The organism is Amycolatopsis sp. NPDC005961 (assembly GCF_040629235.1).
GTDB classification, from domain to species: Bacteria; Actinomycetota; Actinomycetes; order Mycobacteriales; family Pseudonocardiaceae; genus Amycolatopsis; species Amycolatopsis camponoti.
Genome location: NZ_JBEXVF010000049.1, coordinates 3,375 through 18,257, shown reverse-complemented (window position 1 = coordinate 18,257; position 14,883 = coordinate 3,375). Strand labels below are relative to the sequence as shown.

The window sequence follows — 14,883 nt, the reverse complement described above, 5'->3', positions numbered from 1 at the left end:
CAAGTAAGTGTAGCAGCGGCCGGCGCGGGAGACCACGGCCGGAAACTACGGCGAGACGGCGAACGCCGCGCGTACCGAGCGCGTCGCTTCCCGGATGAGGGCGGGGACGTTGCGCACCGGAGGCTGGGCGATGAGCTGCAGCCCGGTACCGCGGACCAGGGCGACGACCAGCACGGCGGCCGCGGCCGGGTTCGCGTCGGGCCGGACGGACCCGTCGGCGACGCCCTGGCGGACCACGTCGGCCAGTAGCTGCCGGAAGTCGGCGTCCCGGCGGGCGAACAGCGGAGCCAGCGCGGGGTCGGCCGCGATCGCCTCGCCCCACAGCTGCAGGAACGCGCGCGCCGCCGGTGTCCGCCGCACGACGTTGCGCAGGTACGCCTCGACGATCCGCACCAGGTGGTCCAGGCCGTCGCCCTGGTAGGCGGGGACGTCGAACCGCTGCGCCTCGTCGACCACGGCTTCCAGCAGCCGCTCCCGGCTGCCGAAGTGGTGATAGACGATGCCGCGGCTGTACCCGGCAGCCTCCCCGACCTCGGCGAGCGTGACGGCTCGGGACCCGCTGCGCGCGATGAGCGCCATCGCCGCGTCCAGCACGCGCCGTTCGGCCTCGGCGCGTCGCTGCTCCTGCGTTCGCCTGGCCGGCCGATCGGTCACGCGTCACCCCCGCCTCATGGTCGACGAAGTGTGCCACGGCGTCCTCCCGCCGTCCGTTCCCGGCCCGCACCCGCGTTGTACGTTGTCAGCGAGCCGTCAACGCCGATGGAGACCCTGGGGCCGCGTGGCTAGGAGGCACTGTGCTGGAAGCGCTGGGCATGACTCCCGACGAAGAACGGGTCTACCGCGTGGTCGTCGGCGGGTACCGGACCGCGCCCGGCGAGATCGCGGGCAAGCTCGGCGTGGACCGCGGCGAGGTGGAGCCGATCCTGGAGGTCCTGCTGGCGAAGGGGCTCGTCAACCGGGCCGACGGGCACTACGTGTCCGCGCCACCGGACGTCTCGCTCGGCCCGCTGCTGGTGCACGGCCAGGAGAAGCTGGAGGCCGCCAGGGCCGCGGTGACCCAGCTCGCCGAGGAGTACCGCGGCAGCGCGCGGCGGCGGGACTCCGCGCAGCTCGTCGAGGTCATCACCGGGGTCGACGCGATCCGGCGGCAGGCACTGGCCATCCAGCGCGGCGCCCGCGAAGAGTCGCTGTGGTTCTGTCTGGAGGGCAACGTCGCGATGGCGGCGTCGGAGAACGTCGAAGAGGCGCTGGCGCAGGCCCGCGGCGTGCAGTACCGCGTGATCTACGAGACCGGCCTGCTCGAGGAGCCCGGCCGGATCGTCAACGTCCTGGAGGGCATCGAGGGTGGCGAGATCGCCCGCTCGATCTCGAAACTGCCGGTGCGCCTGGCCATCTCCGACCGCCGGGTGGCGCTGTGCCCGCTGGTCAGCCACGACAGCACGGGCGAGCCCACCGCCGCGCTCGTCCGGGAGAGCAGCCTGCTGTCGGCGCTGGTCGCGTTGTTCGAGGTCTACTGGGAGCGCGCTTCGCCGCTGCGGATCGGCGACACCGCGCCCACGAGCCACCTCGACCCCGACGAGCGGCGGCTGCTGTCCCTGCTCATCGGCGGCGTCAGCGACAAGTCGATCGCGACGCAGCTCGACGTCAGCTACCGGACCGTCCAGCGGCGCCTGCAGGACCTGATGCGCCGGGTCAACGCCCGCACCCGGATGCAGCTGGCCTGGCAGGCCAGCAAGCTCGGCTGGCTGGACGAGCCGAGCCCCGGGCACCTCCTGCCGCGAACCGGCGGGAGGCACCCGGCGCCCTTGAGCGAAACCGGCTAGCGCAGCCCGTACGCCCGCAGCACCGTCTGGTCGACGGCGTTGCCCGCGCTGTCGGTGGCCTGCACCCGCAACGCGACGTACTTGTTCGTGGCCCCGAGCGACGGGTGGTCGATCGTGGCCTCGTAGGACTTCCCGGTGCGTTTGACGTCGACGGCGCGCCAGGTCCTGCCGTCGTCGTAGGACGCCCAGGCCTTCATCGACCGCACGTCCGGCGCGGCCATCCCGTCCTGGAACCGCGCGGTCAGCCCGATCCCGGCCCGGCGGCCGGCCGAGAGCCGGTTGCCGGAGTCGGCGTCCACCGCGTAGTCCAGCTGCAGCAACGGAAGCAGCGCCGGGGCCGCCGATCTTGCCGATCGGAACGTCCACGACGTCTGCGTGCTCGTACCGAACAGCCACTCCGGCGAATCGCGCCGCACCGACAGGTCGAGCCGGTAGGTCGCCGGGTCCGCGCCGGCGGGGAAGGTGCCCCACGCGTAGGGCTGCTCCGACACGAGCTTGCCGTCCCGGAACAGCTTCGCCGACGTGGTGGCCGGCGCGGCCTGGTCGTCGCCTTCGTTGAAGCCGTAGTGCCCGGCCTGGCTGTCGACGAACTCCGGGATCCGGATCCGGAGGCTGTCGCCGTCACGGGTCGAGTCCATGCCCGGCACGCCCCGCGGGATGGCGGGCCGGACGACCGGCGCGAACCAGTCCTCGGTGATGTTCTCCTTGCCCGTGTAGGTGCGCGGCGCTGCGGTCATGCCGCCGTCGAGCGGCGACATCTCGTCCCAGACCAGGCCGTGCTTGACCCGGTGCTGCCACAGGATGTCCCCCGAGCTGACGTACTCCACCCGGGTCGACGGCGTCGTCACGTACCGCTGGTACTCGTTGACGGCGAAGTCCTGCCACGGCTTCCACGCGAACCGCTGTTCCTTGGCCTCACCGCCGCTGCCGGCCTGGCGGTAGTGGGTGGTGACGGTCGCGGTGTTCGCCGCGGTGACCCGGTGGACGGGCTTGTCCGGGATCCGGTCGCGCTCGGTCTGCACCACGTCGTAGAGGTACGGGCTGACCGCGATCCCCTGCAGGCTCAGGAACGTCGGGAACCGCTTGATCCGGTCCAGCAGCGCGAGCCCCTGGTCCCGGTCGAGCTGGACGGTCGGGATCGCCAGGTTGGGCGCCGCGCTGATCGACGGCACCGAGGCGGTCCCCCAGCCGTCCGGCACGACGATGAAGACGATCGCCGCCCCGGCGTCCGCGGCGGCGCGGGAGACCTCGTCGCGGTTGTAGTCGGCCGGGTCCGGGTCGACGATCGCGGCCTTGCCGCGCGCGTTCTTGAAGTCCGCCGGTTTGCCGCGCCCCGCGGAGACGGCCTGCAGCAGCCGCCAACCGTCCAGCTTGGGTGACCCGGCGAGGTAGCGGTTCGTCAGCGCGTCACGGCCGCCCAGGACGTTCACCGTCAACGGCGGTGCGATCCTCGACCAGCGGGACCCGAACTCGAAGGCGCCGGTGGTCACCTTCGGGGTCGGGGTCACGCGGAGTTCGCGGGTGTAGTCGAACTGCATGGCGTAGTTCGCGATCTTGCGCGAACCGAGTTCCCGGTAGGTGTAGTAGCTCCAGATCCCGGCCTGTTCGGACGGCTGCGGGGTCTGGATGTCCACCTTCACCGCCTTGCGGGCGTCCAGCACGACGGTCGTGTCGCCGGTGACCCGCAGCTCCGGCAGGACGACCTGGGTGGCGGTGAGGCCGTCCCGGGTCCCGTCGACCTCGGCGGTCAGGTAGTACACGCCCGCGCCGAGCTCGACCGTCAGGCTGCCGCCGCCCAGCCAGGTGTTGACGTCGAAGCGGTAGTCCTCGCCGTACATCAGCAGCCACGGCGCGACGGTGGGCTTGCCCTGCAGGTCGAGCGCGGTGAGGGTGACCTTGTGCTTCGGCGCGGTCTTGTCCGCGCCGAGCGAGGTGTGCACCACCACGCCGTCCGCGGTCGCGGTGAGCCGTCCGCTGTAGGTGCCCGGCGCGAGCCTCGCCGGGTCGCCGGTGATCGTCACCGTCGTGCTTCCGCCGGCCGGAACGTCCACAGTGGACTTGTCGAGCCGGATCCCGTCCCCGGCGGGGACGCCGGCCAGGGACTTGGCGTCGAGAGCGAGCTTCAGCGAGACCGGCGTGGTGCCGGCGTTGGTGTAAGTGGCCTGCTTGGACACCAGACCCTTGCCGTCCTCGACCGCGCCGAGGTCGAGCGTGCCGGTGGCGAAGACCTTCTGCTTCACCGCGCGGGCCACGTCGACCCGGCCGCCGCCCTGCTCGAACACCGAACGCCCGGGGGCGGTCAGGGACGTGCTGGCCAGCGCGTCCTTGAGCTGGCGGCCCGTCCAGTCGGGGTGCTGCTGGGCGAGGATCGCCACGGCGCCCGCGACGTGCGGCGTCGCCATCGAGGTGCCGGAAGCGGCGGTGTAGTGGTCGTCGACGACGTCGCCCATGGCGGTCCCCGCGGCGCGGGCGGCGACGATGCCGACGCCGGGCGCGGTGATGTCCGGCTTGACGGCGTTGTCGCCCAGGCGCGGGCCGCGGCTGGAGAACGACGCCAGGCTCTCGTCCCGGCCGACCGCGCCGACGGTCAGCGCGGCTTCGGCGGTGCCGGGCGAGCCGATCGTGTAGGCGCCTTGTTCGCCGTCGTTGCCGCCGGCCACCACGAAGAGCGTGCCCGTCTGCGCACTGAGCGCGTCGAGACCGAGGCTGAGTTCGTCGGTGCCGTCGGTCGGGCCGCCGCCGAGGCTCATGTTGACCGCCTTGGCGCCGGAGTGCGCCGCCCACTCCATCCCGGCGAGGACCCAGGACTCGTAGCCGAAGCCGTCGTCGTCGAGCACCTTGCCGACGAGCAGTTTCGCGCCCGGCGCGGCGCCTTTGAGCCGGCCGCCCGAGGCGGCACCGGAGCCCGCGATCGTCGAGGCGACGTGCGTGCCGTGGCCGAAGTGGTCGGTCGTGTCGGGGCTGGTCGTGAAGTTGACCGCCTCCTTCACCCGACCGGCCAGGTCGGGGTGGGTGGGGTCGTAGCCGGTGTCGAGCACCGCGACCGTGGTGCCGGTGCCGTCGTAGCCCGCGGCCCACGCCTCGGGGGCGCCGATCTGCGGGACGCTGCGGTCGAGGGAGGCACGGACCTTGCGGTCCAGGGAGATCCGCTCGATCGCGCTGCCCGCCGACGAGGCCCAGAACGCGCCGGCGCTGGCCTTGCTGGCCCGCGCGGAACGGCCGTTGACGCTGGTCAGCGTCACGCCCAGCTCGGCGGCGGCCGGGGCGGCTTCCTTGGCGCGGAGGTCCGCGCCCTTGCGGTAGGTGAGGATCAGCGGGAGGGTCTTCGACTGCTCGTCGGCGTACCCCTCGGCGATCAGCTCGGTGACGTCGAACAGGGTCCGGTCGACCTGCTTCGAGCCCAGCCGCGGCGCGACGTCCTCGGGGAAGACGCTGAGGTGGCCGTCGACCTCCTGCTGGTGGAACCGGATCTTCTCGCGGCCCGGCGCGGGCTGGACGGTGGCGGCCTGCTTGCCGCCGGGCTGCCGTTCGACCTGGACGACGTCACCGGTGAGCAGGGTGACCGAGTGACGTTCGGTGGCCGCGGGTGACGGTGCCGCCGTCGGGCCGGGGGCCGCGTCCGCGGCTCCGGCGGTGCCCGCGACGAGGGTGCCGACGCAGGTCAGGACCAGAACAGATGATCTCCAGTGCATCGCACCAGGCTCGCCCCGCCGCCGTCATCCGTCACTAGGGCGGAGGCGTCCGAATCACGACACGTCGCATCTTCGTCAGCTGTTCACCGGGTTGTCGCGCCGTGGTGGGGACCCGACCGCGACCAGGAGCCGCCGCAGCTCGCGCCGATCCTGTTCGCCGAGATTGGCCAGCACCCGATCCTCGGCCTGGACCACCTCGGGGTCGAGGCGCGCGAGCACGGTCACGCCCTCGCGCGTCAAGGTGGCGGGCAACGACCTGCCGGACGACACCGTGGCGGGTCGCGTCACCAGGCCGCGCTCCTGCAGCTCGCGAACCACCTTGTTCATCGCCTGCGGCGACACCTGGGCCTCGCGGGCCAGCTGGGCGTTGGACTTCGGCGACCGCGCCAGCATCCGCAGGCAGAGGTACTCGGGCGCCGCCAGCTCCGCCGGCTCGAGCACGGCGGCGGCCACCTCGGCGCGCAAGGCCGCGGTGACCCGGTGCAGCAGGTAGCCGAGTGGCTCGTCCCGGAAGCTTTCCATGTCAACCATGTTGACATATATCAACCCGGTTGACACTCTGAGGTTCATGACGAACTACTCGAGCGACGCGTTGTTCGAATCCGCCTACCGTGGCCAGGCTCCGGAGATGGGGCCGGGCTTCCGGCCGCCGTGGAGCCTCGGCGAACCGCAGCCCGCCATCGCCGCGCTCATCGACGCGGGCGCCTTCCACGGCGACGTCCTCGACGCCGGCTGCGGCGAGGGAGCGACGTCGCTCTACCTCGCCAACCAGGGCTTCACCACCGTCGGCCTGGACCAGTCACCGTCCGCGATCGCGCTCGCGCGCACGGAAGCCGCCCAGCGCGGGTTGGACAACGCCCGGTTCGCGGTCGCCGACATCAGCACGTTCACCGGCTACGACGGCCGGTTCGGCACCATCGTCGACAGCACGTTGTTCCACTCGATGCCGGTCGAGCTGCGCCAGGGGTACCAGGAATCGATCGCGCGCGCCGCGGCGCCCGGCGCGTCCTACTTCGTGCTGGTGTTCGACAGTGGGTCCGTGCCGTCGGACAAGGTGAACCCGGTCTCGGCGAAGGAACTGCGGGAGGTGGTGCGCGAGTACTGGACGGTCGACGAGATCCGGCCGGCCCGCATCCACGCCAACGTCCCCGAGGGCTTCCCGGACTTCGCGGACTTCGCCGGCAGCGATGTCCGGGACGAGGGCAACGGCCGCAAGTCGGTCCCCGCGTGGCTGCTCTCGGCCCACATGTCCTGACCCTCGGCGCCGAGCCGCTCTTTCCCTGACGGCACATGGGCTATCGTCTCGCCATGGTCGATCGCATCCGCGAGAATTCCCGCGCCGCCGCGTTGCTGGCGGACGTTTTCGACTTCGACATCGCCCGCCTCGATCCCGTCGAGCCGGTGCGATTGGCGTCGGGCGGCGAGTTGCGCGTCGTCGCCGGCGATTGGCGTCGCTGAGCAGGTGCCTGACAGACCTGTCACCCGGATACGTGCTGCTCAACGAAAACGGCGACGAGTACGACCCCTTGTGAGCCCCGGCACCGCTAGCCCGGCGGCTGCCGGCTTTGCGGACCGGGCGGCGGATAACCAGGCTGCGCGTAGCCGGGCTGAGGACTCACGAAACCCGGCTGCGGCGCCATCGGGTAGCCGACCGGCCCCGGATACGGCCGGGGCGGGCGGCTGCCCTTGACGACCGCGAGCGCGACCAAGAGCCACGACAGCACCGCGGCGGTGTCGAGCGGAATGCCCACCGCCAAGAAGATCAGCTGGATGTCGTCGATGCTGAGGTGACTGGCCCTGCTCCACGACGGCGCGTTCAACGACACGAACTGCCACGCGATGCCCGCCGCCGTCGTGGCCAGCATGATGACGAATGCGGCCACCATGAGGCCGGAAACTCCCCGGGACCGCCCCTTGATCGAAAAGATCAAGCCGAGCAGGCCCACGACGAGCTGGAGCACGCGCGGGACGATCTCGATGCTCGTCAACGTCAAGGGTGACATGCCTGCCCTCCACCGGTCTCCGCCGGACCTCGCGGCGTCCGGGCTGCGCCGATCCTAGGTGGTCACGACGCCCCGCGTGGCCGGTTCGGCGAGACTTGACCTATGTCAGGTTCCTGACATACAGTGGCTCATGTCAGGAACCTGACATTCAAGAGAAGGAGCAGCACCATGCCCGTCACCGGCCCCGACTTTCTCTCGCTGCAGGCGCGCGATCTCGACGCTTCGCGGGAGTTCTACGAGCAGTACCTCGGCCTCGTCCGCTCGCCGGCCGGACCGCCGCACGCCGTCGTCTTCGAGACGAAGCCGATCGCCTTCGCGCTCCGCGATGTCGTTCCCGGCACCGATCTCGCTTCCGTTGCCCAGCCCGGCATCGGGGCCGCGATCTGGCTCCACGCCACCGATGTCCAAGCCATTCACGACGCGCTCGCCGCCGACGGCCACACCATCGTCTCCGCGCCGATCGACGGCCCCTTCGGCCGGACGTTCACCTTCGCCGACCCCGACGGCTACCAGGTCACCCTCCACGACCGCGCCTGACGCTCGCGCGCGTGCCGGGTTTGAGCCGGCCGCCCTCGTGGTACTGACGGAGATCATCGCTGTCGTGCTTTGGAGGGTGCTCGTGCAGATCCAGGTCAACACCGACCACAACGTCCACGGTGGCGAGCGACTGGCCACCTTTGTGACCACCGACCTGGAGGACAGCCTGGCCCGGTTCGGCGGATGGGTGACCCGGGTGGAGGTGCACCTCAGCGAGGACGGTGGCAGCAAACCGGATGACAAGAAGTGCGTGATCGAAGCGCGGCCCGGCGGCAAGCAGCCCGTCGCGGTCACCCACCACGCGACCACCGTCGATGACGCCTACGCGGGGGCGGCGCACAAATTGGGGCGGGTACTGGATTCCCGGTACACCCGCGCCCACGACCACAAGGGCAGCGAGAGCATCCGGCACATGCCCGCGCCCGAGGATCCCGAGCAGGTCGGCGTGCTCGAGGACGAGCCGCGGGACTGAGCCGCGATCGCCTGGGCCGCTACCGGCCCACCGGTAGCGGCCCACCTCCGTAGTGGCGCGAAGCGCAGCCTGACCGGCCACCTATCGCCGGCTTATCGAAAACCGCATACGAGCCGGCAACACCCCGCCGGTTTGACTGCCGGGCATGACCTACGGCGAACCAGTACGCACCGCGGTCCGATCGCCGGCCCCGCCCGCCGCGGTCACCGGGATCACGATCTACGGGTGCGAGCCGGACGAAGCCGCCCTGTTCCGGGAGATGGCTCCCCGCTTCGGCGTCGTGCCGACCATCACCGACGCCGCGGTGTCCGAAACCACCAGCGAACTCGCGCTCGGCCGGCGCTGCATCAGTGTCGGCCACAAAACCCGCGTCACCAGCTCGGCCCTTCGCGCGCTCAGTGAAGCCGGAGTGGAGTACATCTCCACGAGAAGCGCCGGGTTCGACCACATCGACGTCGGCTACGCGGAGCGCGTCGGCATTTCCGTGGGGAACGTCGCCTACTCCCCCGACAGCGTCGCCGACTACACCCTGATGTTGATGCTCATGGTGGTGCGGAACGCGAAATCCGTCCTCCGCCGCGCGGAGGTCCACGATTACCGGTTGAGCGAGGTACGCGGGAAAGAACTGCGCGACCTGACCGTCGGGGTCGTCGGAACGGGACGCATCGGCGCCGCGGTCATCGACCGGCTGCGGGGTTTCGGCTGCCAGACGCTCGCCTACGACAGCCGTCCGCAGACCTCCGCCGACTACGTTCCGCTCGACGACCTGCTCGTGCAGAGCGACATCGTCACGCTCCACACGCCGCTCACCGCCGAGACCCACCACCTCCTGGACCGCCGGCGCATCGAGCAGATGCGGCGCGGCGCGGTCGTCGTCAACACCGGGCGCGGTCCCCTTCTCGACACCGAAGCCCTGGTTCTCGCGCTGGAGAGCGGAAAGCTGGGCGGCGCGGCGTTGGACGTCGTCGAAGGTGAAGAAGGAATCTTCTACGCCGATTGCCGGGACGAACCTCCGGGCAGCGAAGCGTTGGTGCGGCTGCAAAGAATGCCGAACGTGCTGATCAGCCCGCACACCGCGTACTACACCGACCACGCGTTGAGCGACACGGTCGAAAACTGTCTCGTCAACTGCCTGACCTTCGAAAGCGGGAAGCAGCATGGATAGGGTGAAGATCGGAATCATCTTCGGGGGAGCCACGGAAGAGCACCCCGTTTCCGTCAAATCCGCGCGAGAAGTCGCGAAGCACCTCGACACCGGGAAGTACGAGCCGTTCTGGATCGGGATCACGAAAAGCGGCGAATGGCGGCTTTGCGACGGCCCCGACGAGGGCTGGGAAACCGGCGGCAGCCGTCCGGTCGTGTTGTCGCCGGACCGCGGTGTGCACGGACTGCTCGTCCTGGAGCAGGGGCGGTACGAGACGATCCGGCTGGACGTCGTGCTGCCCCTCCTCCACGGCAGGCTCGGCGAGGACGGCGCGATGCAGGGTTTAGCCGAACTCGCCGGCGTCCCCTACGTCGGCTGTGACGTCCCGAGTTCCGCGCTGTGCATGGACAAGTCCCTCACCTACCTCGTCACCGCGAGCGCGGGAATCGCGACGCCGGTGTTCCGGACCGTCGCGGCGGACGAGACCGTCGACCCCGGCGGGCTCACCTATCCCGTCTTCGTCAAGCCGGCCCGCTCCGGGTCTTCGTTCGGCGTCGGCAAGGTGTCCCGCGCGGAAGAGCTGCCGGGCGCGGTGGAGGCCGCGCGGCAGTACGACTCGAAGGTGCTGGTCGAAGAGGCGGTCGCCGGCCGCGAGATCGGCTGTTCGGTCCTGGGGAACGACGAGGACCTGCTCGTGGGCGAGCTGGACCGGGTCGCGCTCTCCCACGGCTTCTTCAAGATCCACCAGGAAAGCGACCCCGAAAGCGGTTCCGAGAACTCGACGTTCATCGTCCCGGCGGACATCCCGGCGGAGTCGCGCGCGCTGGTGCAGGAGACGGCGAAGGCCATCTACCGTGCGCTGGGCTGCCGCGGGCTGGCGCGGGTGGACCTGTTCCTGAAGGACGACGGGACGGTGGTCCTCAACGAGGTCAACACCCTGCCCGGGCTGACCTCGTACAGCCGTTACCCGCGGATGATGGCGGCCGCCGGGCTGCCGCTGGGCGAAGTGCTCGACCGCCTGGTGTCGCTGGCCTTGACCGGGAAGTCCCAGTGAAGGACGACTTCGTCTTCGTCGATGAGTTCGCGCCCGGCATCCGCTGGGACGCCAAGTACGCCACCTGGGACAACTTCACCGGCAAGCCGGTGGACGGGTACCTGGCGAACCGGGTCGCCGGCACGCGGGCCCTGGGCGTGGCCCTGGAAAGGGCGCAGGAAAAGGCCGAGTCGCTCGGCTTCGGCCTGCTCCTGTGGGACGGCTACCGCCCGCAACGCGCCGTGGACTGCTTCCTGCGCTGGTCGCGACAGCCCGAGGACGGCCGGACGAAGCGGCGCCACTACCCGAACATCGAGCGGGCGGAGATGTTCGAAAAGGGTTACGTGGCCGCGAAGTCCGGGCACAGCCGCGGCAGCACCGTCGACTTGACGCTGTACCACCTGGCCACCGGCGAGCTCGCGGCCATGGGCGGTGACCACGACCTGATGGACTCGATCTCCCACCACGGCGCGACCGGGATCACGACGGTCGAAGCCGAGAACCGGCGGCATCTCTGTTCCCTCATGGAGGCCTGCGGTTTCCGGCGGTACGACCGCGAGTGGTGGCACTACACGCTGCGGGACGAGCCCTTCCCGGACACGTACTTCGACTTCCCGATCATCGGAGCCACCAGCGCGGTAGCCGCACCGTGATGCCGAGCCCGCCGCCGGGGCGCGGGGTGAGCGTCAGCGTCCCGTCGTGGGCCTGGGTGATGCTCTTGACGATCGCCAGGCCGAGGCCGACGCCCGCGTGGTCGGCGCGGACGCGTTCGGTGCCGCGCTGAAACGGCTCGACCAGCGTGGAAACCAGCTGCGGGGTGAGCTCCTCGCCCGCGTTCTCGACCGTGAGCACCACCGCCTTGGGCTCCGCGGCGGTCGTGACCCACACCGTGCCCCGGCCGTGGACGATCGCGTTGTGCACGAGGTTCGTCGTCAGCTGCAGCAGGAGCGCGTGCGAGCCGTGGGTCGGCGTGATCTCACCGGTGGTCTCGATGGTGAGACCGCGCTTTTCCGCGAGCGGGAGCAGCGTTTCCGTGGCCTCTTCCGCGACGAGCGACAAGTCGACGCGGTCCCGGGTGAACGAACGCCGGTCGGCCTGGCTGAGCAGCAGCAGCGCTTCGGTCAGGTCGATCGCCCGGCTGTTGACGGCGTGGAGGCGATCGACGAGCTCGCCCGGCACCCCCGCCGGATCGGTGCGGGCCACCTCGAGCAGCGCCTGCGAAATCGCCAGCGGGGTGCGCAGTTCGTGGGACGCGTTGGCGGCGAACCGCTGCTGCTCGGCGACCTGGGCTTCGAGCCGGGTGAGCATCGCGTCGAAGGCGTCGGCGAGCTCGCGGAACTCGTCCTTGCGGCCGTCCAGCCGGATCCGGTGGGACAGCGAACCGCCGGTGGCCCTGCGGGCGGCGTCGGTGATGCGGGTCAGCGGCGCGAGCATGCGGCCGGCGAGGATCCAGCCGCCCAGGAGGCCGAACACCAGCAGGAACACCACGACCACGCCGGCGGCCGACGTGAAGGTGCTCATCAGCGTCGCGCGGTTCAGCACGCCGCCGGGCATGACCGCGACTTCGGGCAGGTGACTGCGCAGGAACACCCACACGGTCATCAGCAGCAAGGCGCCGGCGAGCATGAGGAACCCGGCGTAGCTGAGGGTCAGTTTGAGGCGAACGCTCGGCCCCGGCTTCCGGATCCCCACGTCAGGTGTCGATCCGGTAGCCGACACCGGCCACGGTGGTGATGACCCAGGGTTCGCCGAGCCGCTTGCGCAGGGCGGAAACCGTGATGCGCACGGCGTTGGTGAACGGGTCGGCGTTCTCGTCCCACGCCCGTTCCAGGAGCTCTTCGGCGCTGACGACCCCGCCTTCGGCCCCGACGAGGACTTCGAGCACGGCGAACTGCTTCCGGGTGAGCGCGACGTAACGGCCGTCGCGGTAGACCTCGCGGCGGAACGGGTCCAGGCGCAGGCCCGCGATCTCCCGGACGGGAGGCCGGTTGTGCGCGCGCCGCCGGTCGAGGGCCCGGAGCCGGAGCACGAGTTCGCGAAGCTCGAACGGCTTCGTGAGGTAGTCGTCGGCGCCGAGCTCGAAGCCGGACGCCTTGTCGTCGATCCGGTCCGCGGCGGTGAGCATGAGGATCGGCATGCCGCTGCCGGAGGCGACGATGCGCTCGGCGACCTCGTCACCGGACGGGCCGGGGATGTCGCGGTCGAGCACGGCGATGTCGTAGGCGTTGACGTCCAGCAGTTCGAGGGCGGTGTGGCCGTCACCGGCGATGTCGGCGGCGATCGCTTCCAGGCGCAGGCCGTCGCGGACCGCTTCCGCCAGGTAGGGCTCGTCCTCGACGATCAGCACGCGCACGGTGCCGATGCTACGAGCCGGGCCCTATCGCCGGCATATCGAAACCCGGATACGGGCCGGCAACGCGGCGCTGCCTTGACTGCGGACATGACTCTTTCCGACCCGGTGCGGGTCTTCGACGACGCCCCGGCCGTGGTGGGCCTCGATCCCGCGCTGCTCGCCGCCCTGCGCCGGGCCGCGACGGACGCGGGGATCGAGTTCGTCGTCAACAGCGGCCGGCGTTCCCCCGAGTACCAGGCAGAGTTGTACCGGGCGGCGGTTTCGAAGTACGGGTCCGAAGCGGAAGCCGCCCGGTGGGTGGCCACGCCCGGCACGTCCGCGCACGTGTCGGGCGACGCGGTCGACATCGGTCCGGCCGAGGCCAGGGCGTGGCTGTCCGAACACGGCGCCGCGTACGGGCTTTGCCAGATCTACCGCAACGAGCCCTGGCACTTCGAACTGCGGCCCGAGGCGGCCCGGCACGGCTGCCCGCCGATGTACCCCGACCCTACGCACGATCCGAGGATGCGATGACGGTCCCGCGGGGGATGCCGAGTGACTCGCGGTACCAGTCCGCCGCCTCGGCCAGCCGGCGGCCGGGCAAGACGCCGGTGAGCTCCCAGATGCGGCTGCTCTCGTACCAGTGATCCCGCGTGAGCAGGGAGTACTGGTGGTCGGTCAGCGCCGGGAGTGCCGCCCGCGTGCGGGCCCGGTGCTCGGCCAGCGGCAGATCGGCCGCCGGCAGCGGCAGGTCGAGCAACCCGCACACGGCGGTGACCAGGCCCCGGATGGTGACCGGCCGGGGATCGGCGACGTGCAGGACCTCCCCCGGCCGGCTCAGCCGCGGATCGAGCGCCAGCACGGCGATCGCGGCGGCCAGATCGGCCACCGCCACGAGCGACGTCCGCGCCACCCCACCCGCCGCCCAGGCCGGAACGGCCCGGATCCAGCGAACGAGCGCGGGGACGACATGCCGATCGCCGGGACCGTGCACGAGGTGCGGCCGCAGGACGGTGCCCCCGGCCGCGAGCACCAGCCGCTCACCGGCCAGCCTGCTGCGGCTGGTCGGGGAGGCTGGGCCCATGACCAGCTCGGAGGGGTCGGGTGGGTGGTCGCCGGTTGGCGGCTCCGGATCCGCCGGTGGCTCGGACCCGCGCTCGTGTGTGGGCCCGCTCCGGCCGGTCGACGACTCCGGGACCGCCGGTCCGGACAGTGTGGGCAGGCGGCCGCCCGCCGGCCCGCTCCCGCCGGTCGGTGGGCCCGGATCCGCCGCCGTGTCGACCCCGGCGGGCAGGGTCTCACCGGCCAAGTCGCGCCGGTCGGTAGGTGAAGCCGGGTCCGGTATCCGCCCAGGCTCGGCTTGCGGCCCCTCGCCGACCAGACCACTCCGACCGACCGGCAAGGCAGAGCCCGGTACCGGCCCGAACCCGGCCCGCGGCCCCTCGCCAGCCAGACCTCGCCGGTCGGTAGGTGAAGCCGGATCCGGTACCAGCCCAGACCCGACCCGCAGCCCCTCACCGACCACACCACTCCGACCGACCGGCAAGGCAGAGTCCGGTACCAGCCCGGCCCGCGGCCCCTCGCCAGCCAGACCACTCCGACCGACCGGCAAGGCGGGGTCCACCCCCAGCCCGGGCCCTTGGCGCTCACCTGCTGGCTTGCTTTCGCTGGTCAGCGACTCGGGATCGGCTCGCGAGACCACACCCGCCGACCCGTCCCCACTGACCAGCGACCCCAGGCCACCTCCCAAAACCACACCCGCCGACCCGTCCCCACTGACCAGCGACCCCAGGCCACCTCCCAAAACCACACCCGCCGACCCGTCCCCACTGACCAGCGACCCCAGG

At 71.2% G+C, this 14,883-nt stretch carries 16 protein-coding genes; 9 read left to right on the top strand and 7 right to left on the bottom strand.

What is annotated here, in order from left to right:
* Nucleotides 1–45: 45 nt before the first annotated feature.
* Nucleotides 46–654 carry a TetR/AcrR family transcriptional regulator gene (locus tag ABZ342_RS33735; RefSeq protein ID WP_155544794.1) on the bottom strand — a complete coding sequence of 203 codons (609 nt, stop codon included), beginning with the start codon at nt 652–654 and terminating at the stop codon, nt 46–48.
* Nucleotides 655–794: 140 nt separating this feature from the next.
* On the opposite strand from ABZ342_RS33735, the gene ABZ342_RS33730 reads away from it, so the two are divergent.
* A complete protein-coding gene (locus tag ABZ342_RS33730; protein WP_360481710.1) occupies nt 795–1,823 on the top strand; it encodes a helix-turn-helix domain-containing protein in 1,029 nt (342 codons plus the stop codon).
* Here the strand turns inward: ABZ342_RS33730 and ABZ342_RS33725 are convergent.
* Together ABZ342_RS33725 and ABZ342_RS33720 are read right to left on the bottom strand one after the other, a co-directional pair.
* Nucleotides 1,820–5,515 carry a S8 family serine peptidase gene (locus ABZ342_RS33725; RefSeq protein ID WP_360481707.1) on the bottom strand — a complete coding sequence of 1,232 codons (3,696 nt, stop codon included), beginning with the start codon at nt 5,513–5,515 and terminating at the stop codon, nt 1,820–1,822. The genes ABZ342_RS33730 and ABZ342_RS33725 overlap by 4 nt on opposite strands.
* A 75-nt stretch (nt 5,516–5,590) precedes the next feature.
* On the bottom strand, nt 5,591–6,037 hold the full coding sequence (locus ABZ342_RS33720) for a MarR family transcriptional regulator (protein ID WP_360481704.1): 447 nt from the start codon (nt 6,035–6,037) through the stop codon (nt 5,591–5,593).
* Nucleotides 6,038–6,083: 46 nt separating this feature from the next.
* On the opposite strand from ABZ342_RS33720, the gene ABZ342_RS33715 reads away from it, so the two are divergent.
* Both ABZ342_RS33715 and ABZ342_RS33710 read left to right on the top strand, forming a co-directional pair.
* Nucleotides 6,084–6,770, top strand: a complete 687-nt coding sequence (locus tag ABZ342_RS33715; RefSeq protein WP_360481702.1) for a class I SAM-dependent methyltransferase — start codon at nt 6,084–6,086, stop codon at nt 6,768–6,770.
* Between the two features lie 53 nt (nt 6,771–6,823).
* Complete coding sequence (locus ABZ342_RS33710; RefSeq protein ID WP_360481699.1) at nt 6,824–6,973, top strand: hypothetical protein; 150 nt, start codon at nt 6,824–6,826, stop codon at nt 6,971–6,973.
* 86 nt (nt 6,974–7,059) lie between these two features.
* Here ABZ342_RS33710 and ABZ342_RS33705 read toward each other — a convergent pair whose 3' ends face one another.
* Nucleotides 7,060–7,503: a hypothetical protein gene (locus ABZ342_RS33705; protein ID WP_360481696.1), complete on the bottom strand. Its 444-nt coding sequence runs from the start codon at nt 7,501–7,503 to the stop codon at nt 7,060–7,062.
* A 183-nt stretch (nt 7,504–7,686) separates the two neighbouring features.
* Here ABZ342_RS33705 and ABZ342_RS33700 point away from each other — a divergent pair, with 183 nt between their 5' ends.
* The 5 genes from ABZ342_RS33700 to vanX all read left to right on the top strand — a co-directional run bounded on the left by ABZ342_RS33700 (nt 7,687) and on the right by vanX (nt 11,357).
* A complete protein-coding gene (locus tag ABZ342_RS33700) occupies nt 7,687–8,055 on the top strand; it encodes a VOC family protein (protein ID WP_360481693.1) in 369 nt (122 codons plus the stop codon).
* A 64-nt stretch (nt 8,056–8,119) separates the two neighbouring features.
* On the top strand, nt 8,120–8,527 hold the full coding sequence (locus tag ABZ342_RS33695) for an HPF/RaiA family ribosome-associated protein (protein ID WP_230862661.1): 408 nt from the start codon (nt 8,120–8,122) through the stop codon (nt 8,525–8,527).
* A 145-nt stretch (nt 8,528–8,672) separates the two neighbouring features.
* Nucleotides 8,673–9,692 carry a D-isomer specific 2-hydroxyacid dehydrogenase family protein gene (locus ABZ342_RS33690; protein WP_360481689.1) on the top strand — a complete coding sequence of 340 codons (1,020 nt, stop codon included), beginning with the start codon at nt 8,673–8,675 and terminating at the stop codon, nt 9,690–9,692.
* Nucleotides 9,685–10,725 carry a D-alanine--(R)-lactate ligase gene (gene vanA / locus ABZ342_RS33685; RefSeq protein ID WP_360481686.1) on the top strand — a complete coding sequence of 347 codons (1,041 nt, stop codon included), beginning with the start codon at nt 9,685–9,687 and terminating at the stop codon, nt 10,723–10,725. Before ABZ342_RS33690 ends, vanA begins: the two co-directional genes overlap by 8 nt.
* Entirely contained in the window at nt 10,722–11,357 is a 636-nt protein-coding gene (gene vanX / locus ABZ342_RS33680) for a D-Ala-D-Ala dipeptidase VanX (RefSeq protein WP_360481683.1), read from the top strand. Before vanA ends, vanX begins: the two co-directional genes overlap by 4 nt.
* Here vanX and ABZ342_RS33675 read toward each other — a convergent pair.
* Together ABZ342_RS33675 and ABZ342_RS33670 are read right to left on the bottom strand one after the other, a co-directional pair.
* Complete coding sequence (locus tag ABZ342_RS33675) at nt 11,323–12,330, bottom strand: HAMP domain-containing sensor histidine kinase (RefSeq protein WP_360481848.1); 1,008 nt, start codon at nt 12,328–12,330, stop codon at nt 11,323–11,325. The genes vanX and ABZ342_RS33675 overlap by 35 nt on opposite strands.
* Before the next feature lie 67 nt (nt 12,331–12,397).
* A complete protein-coding gene (locus ABZ342_RS33670) occupies nt 12,398–13,057 on the bottom strand; it encodes a response regulator transcription factor (RefSeq protein WP_360481680.1) in 660 nt (219 codons plus the stop codon).
* A gap of 87 nt (nt 13,058–13,144) precedes the next feature.
* Between ABZ342_RS33670 and ABZ342_RS33665 the strand changes: the two genes are divergently transcribed.
* Complete coding sequence (locus ABZ342_RS33665; protein ID WP_360481677.1) at nt 13,145–13,570, top strand: M15 family metallopeptidase; 426 nt, start codon at nt 13,145–13,147, stop codon at nt 13,568–13,570.
* Here the strand turns inward: ABZ342_RS33665 and ABZ342_RS33660 are convergent.
* The gene (locus ABZ342_RS33660; protein WP_360481674.1) at nt 13,545–14,120 is read right to left on the bottom strand and encodes a hypothetical protein; all 576 of its coding nucleotides are present in this window, start codon (nt 14,118–14,120) and stop codon (nt 13,545–13,547) included. The genes ABZ342_RS33665 and ABZ342_RS33660 overlap by 26 nt on opposite strands.
* Between the last annotated feature and the right edge of the window lie 763 nt (nt 14,121–14,883).

Excerpts from the sequence above, each read along its gene's own strand:
- ABZ342_RS33690 (WP_360481689.1), top strand. The coding sequence starts at position 8,673 with ATGACCTACGGCGAACCAGTACGCACCGCGGTCCGATCGCCGGCCCCG.
- ABZ342_RS33725 (WP_360481707.1), bottom strand. The coding sequence starts at position 5,515 with ATGCACTGGAGATCATCTGTTCTGGTCCTGACCTGCGTCGGCACCCTC.
- ABZ342_RS33675 (WP_360481848.1), bottom strand. The coding sequence starts at position 12,330 with ATGCTCGCCGGCGCCTTGCTGCTGATGACCGTGTGGGTGTTCCTGCGC.
- vanA (WP_360481686.1), top strand. The coding sequence starts at position 9,685 with ATGGATAGGGTGAAGATCGGAATCATCTTCGGGGGAGCCACGGAAGAG.
- ABZ342_RS33715 (WP_360481702.1), top strand. The coding sequence starts at position 6,084 with ATGACGAACTACTCGAGCGACGCGTTGTTCGAATCCGCCTACCGTGGC.
- ABZ342_RS33700 (WP_360481693.1), top strand. The coding sequence starts at position 7,687 with ATGCCCGTCACCGGCCCCGACTTTCTCTCGCTGCAGGCGCGCGATCTC.
- ABZ342_RS33665 (WP_360481677.1), top strand. The coding sequence starts at position 13,145 with ATGACTCTTTCCGACCCGGTGCGGGTCTTCGACGACGCCCCGGCCGTG.
- ABZ342_RS33660 (WP_360481674.1), bottom strand. The coding sequence starts at position 14,120 with ATGGGCCCAGCCTCCCCGACCAGCCGCAGCAGGCTGGCCGGTGAGCGG.
- ABZ342_RS33710 (WP_360481699.1), top strand. The coding sequence starts at position 6,824 with ATGGTCGATCGCATCCGCGAGAATTCCCGCGCCGCCGCGTTGCTGGCG.
- ABZ342_RS33720 (WP_360481704.1), bottom strand. The coding sequence starts at position 6,037 with ATGGAAAGCTTCCGGGACGAGCCACTCGGCTACCTGCTGCACCGGGTC.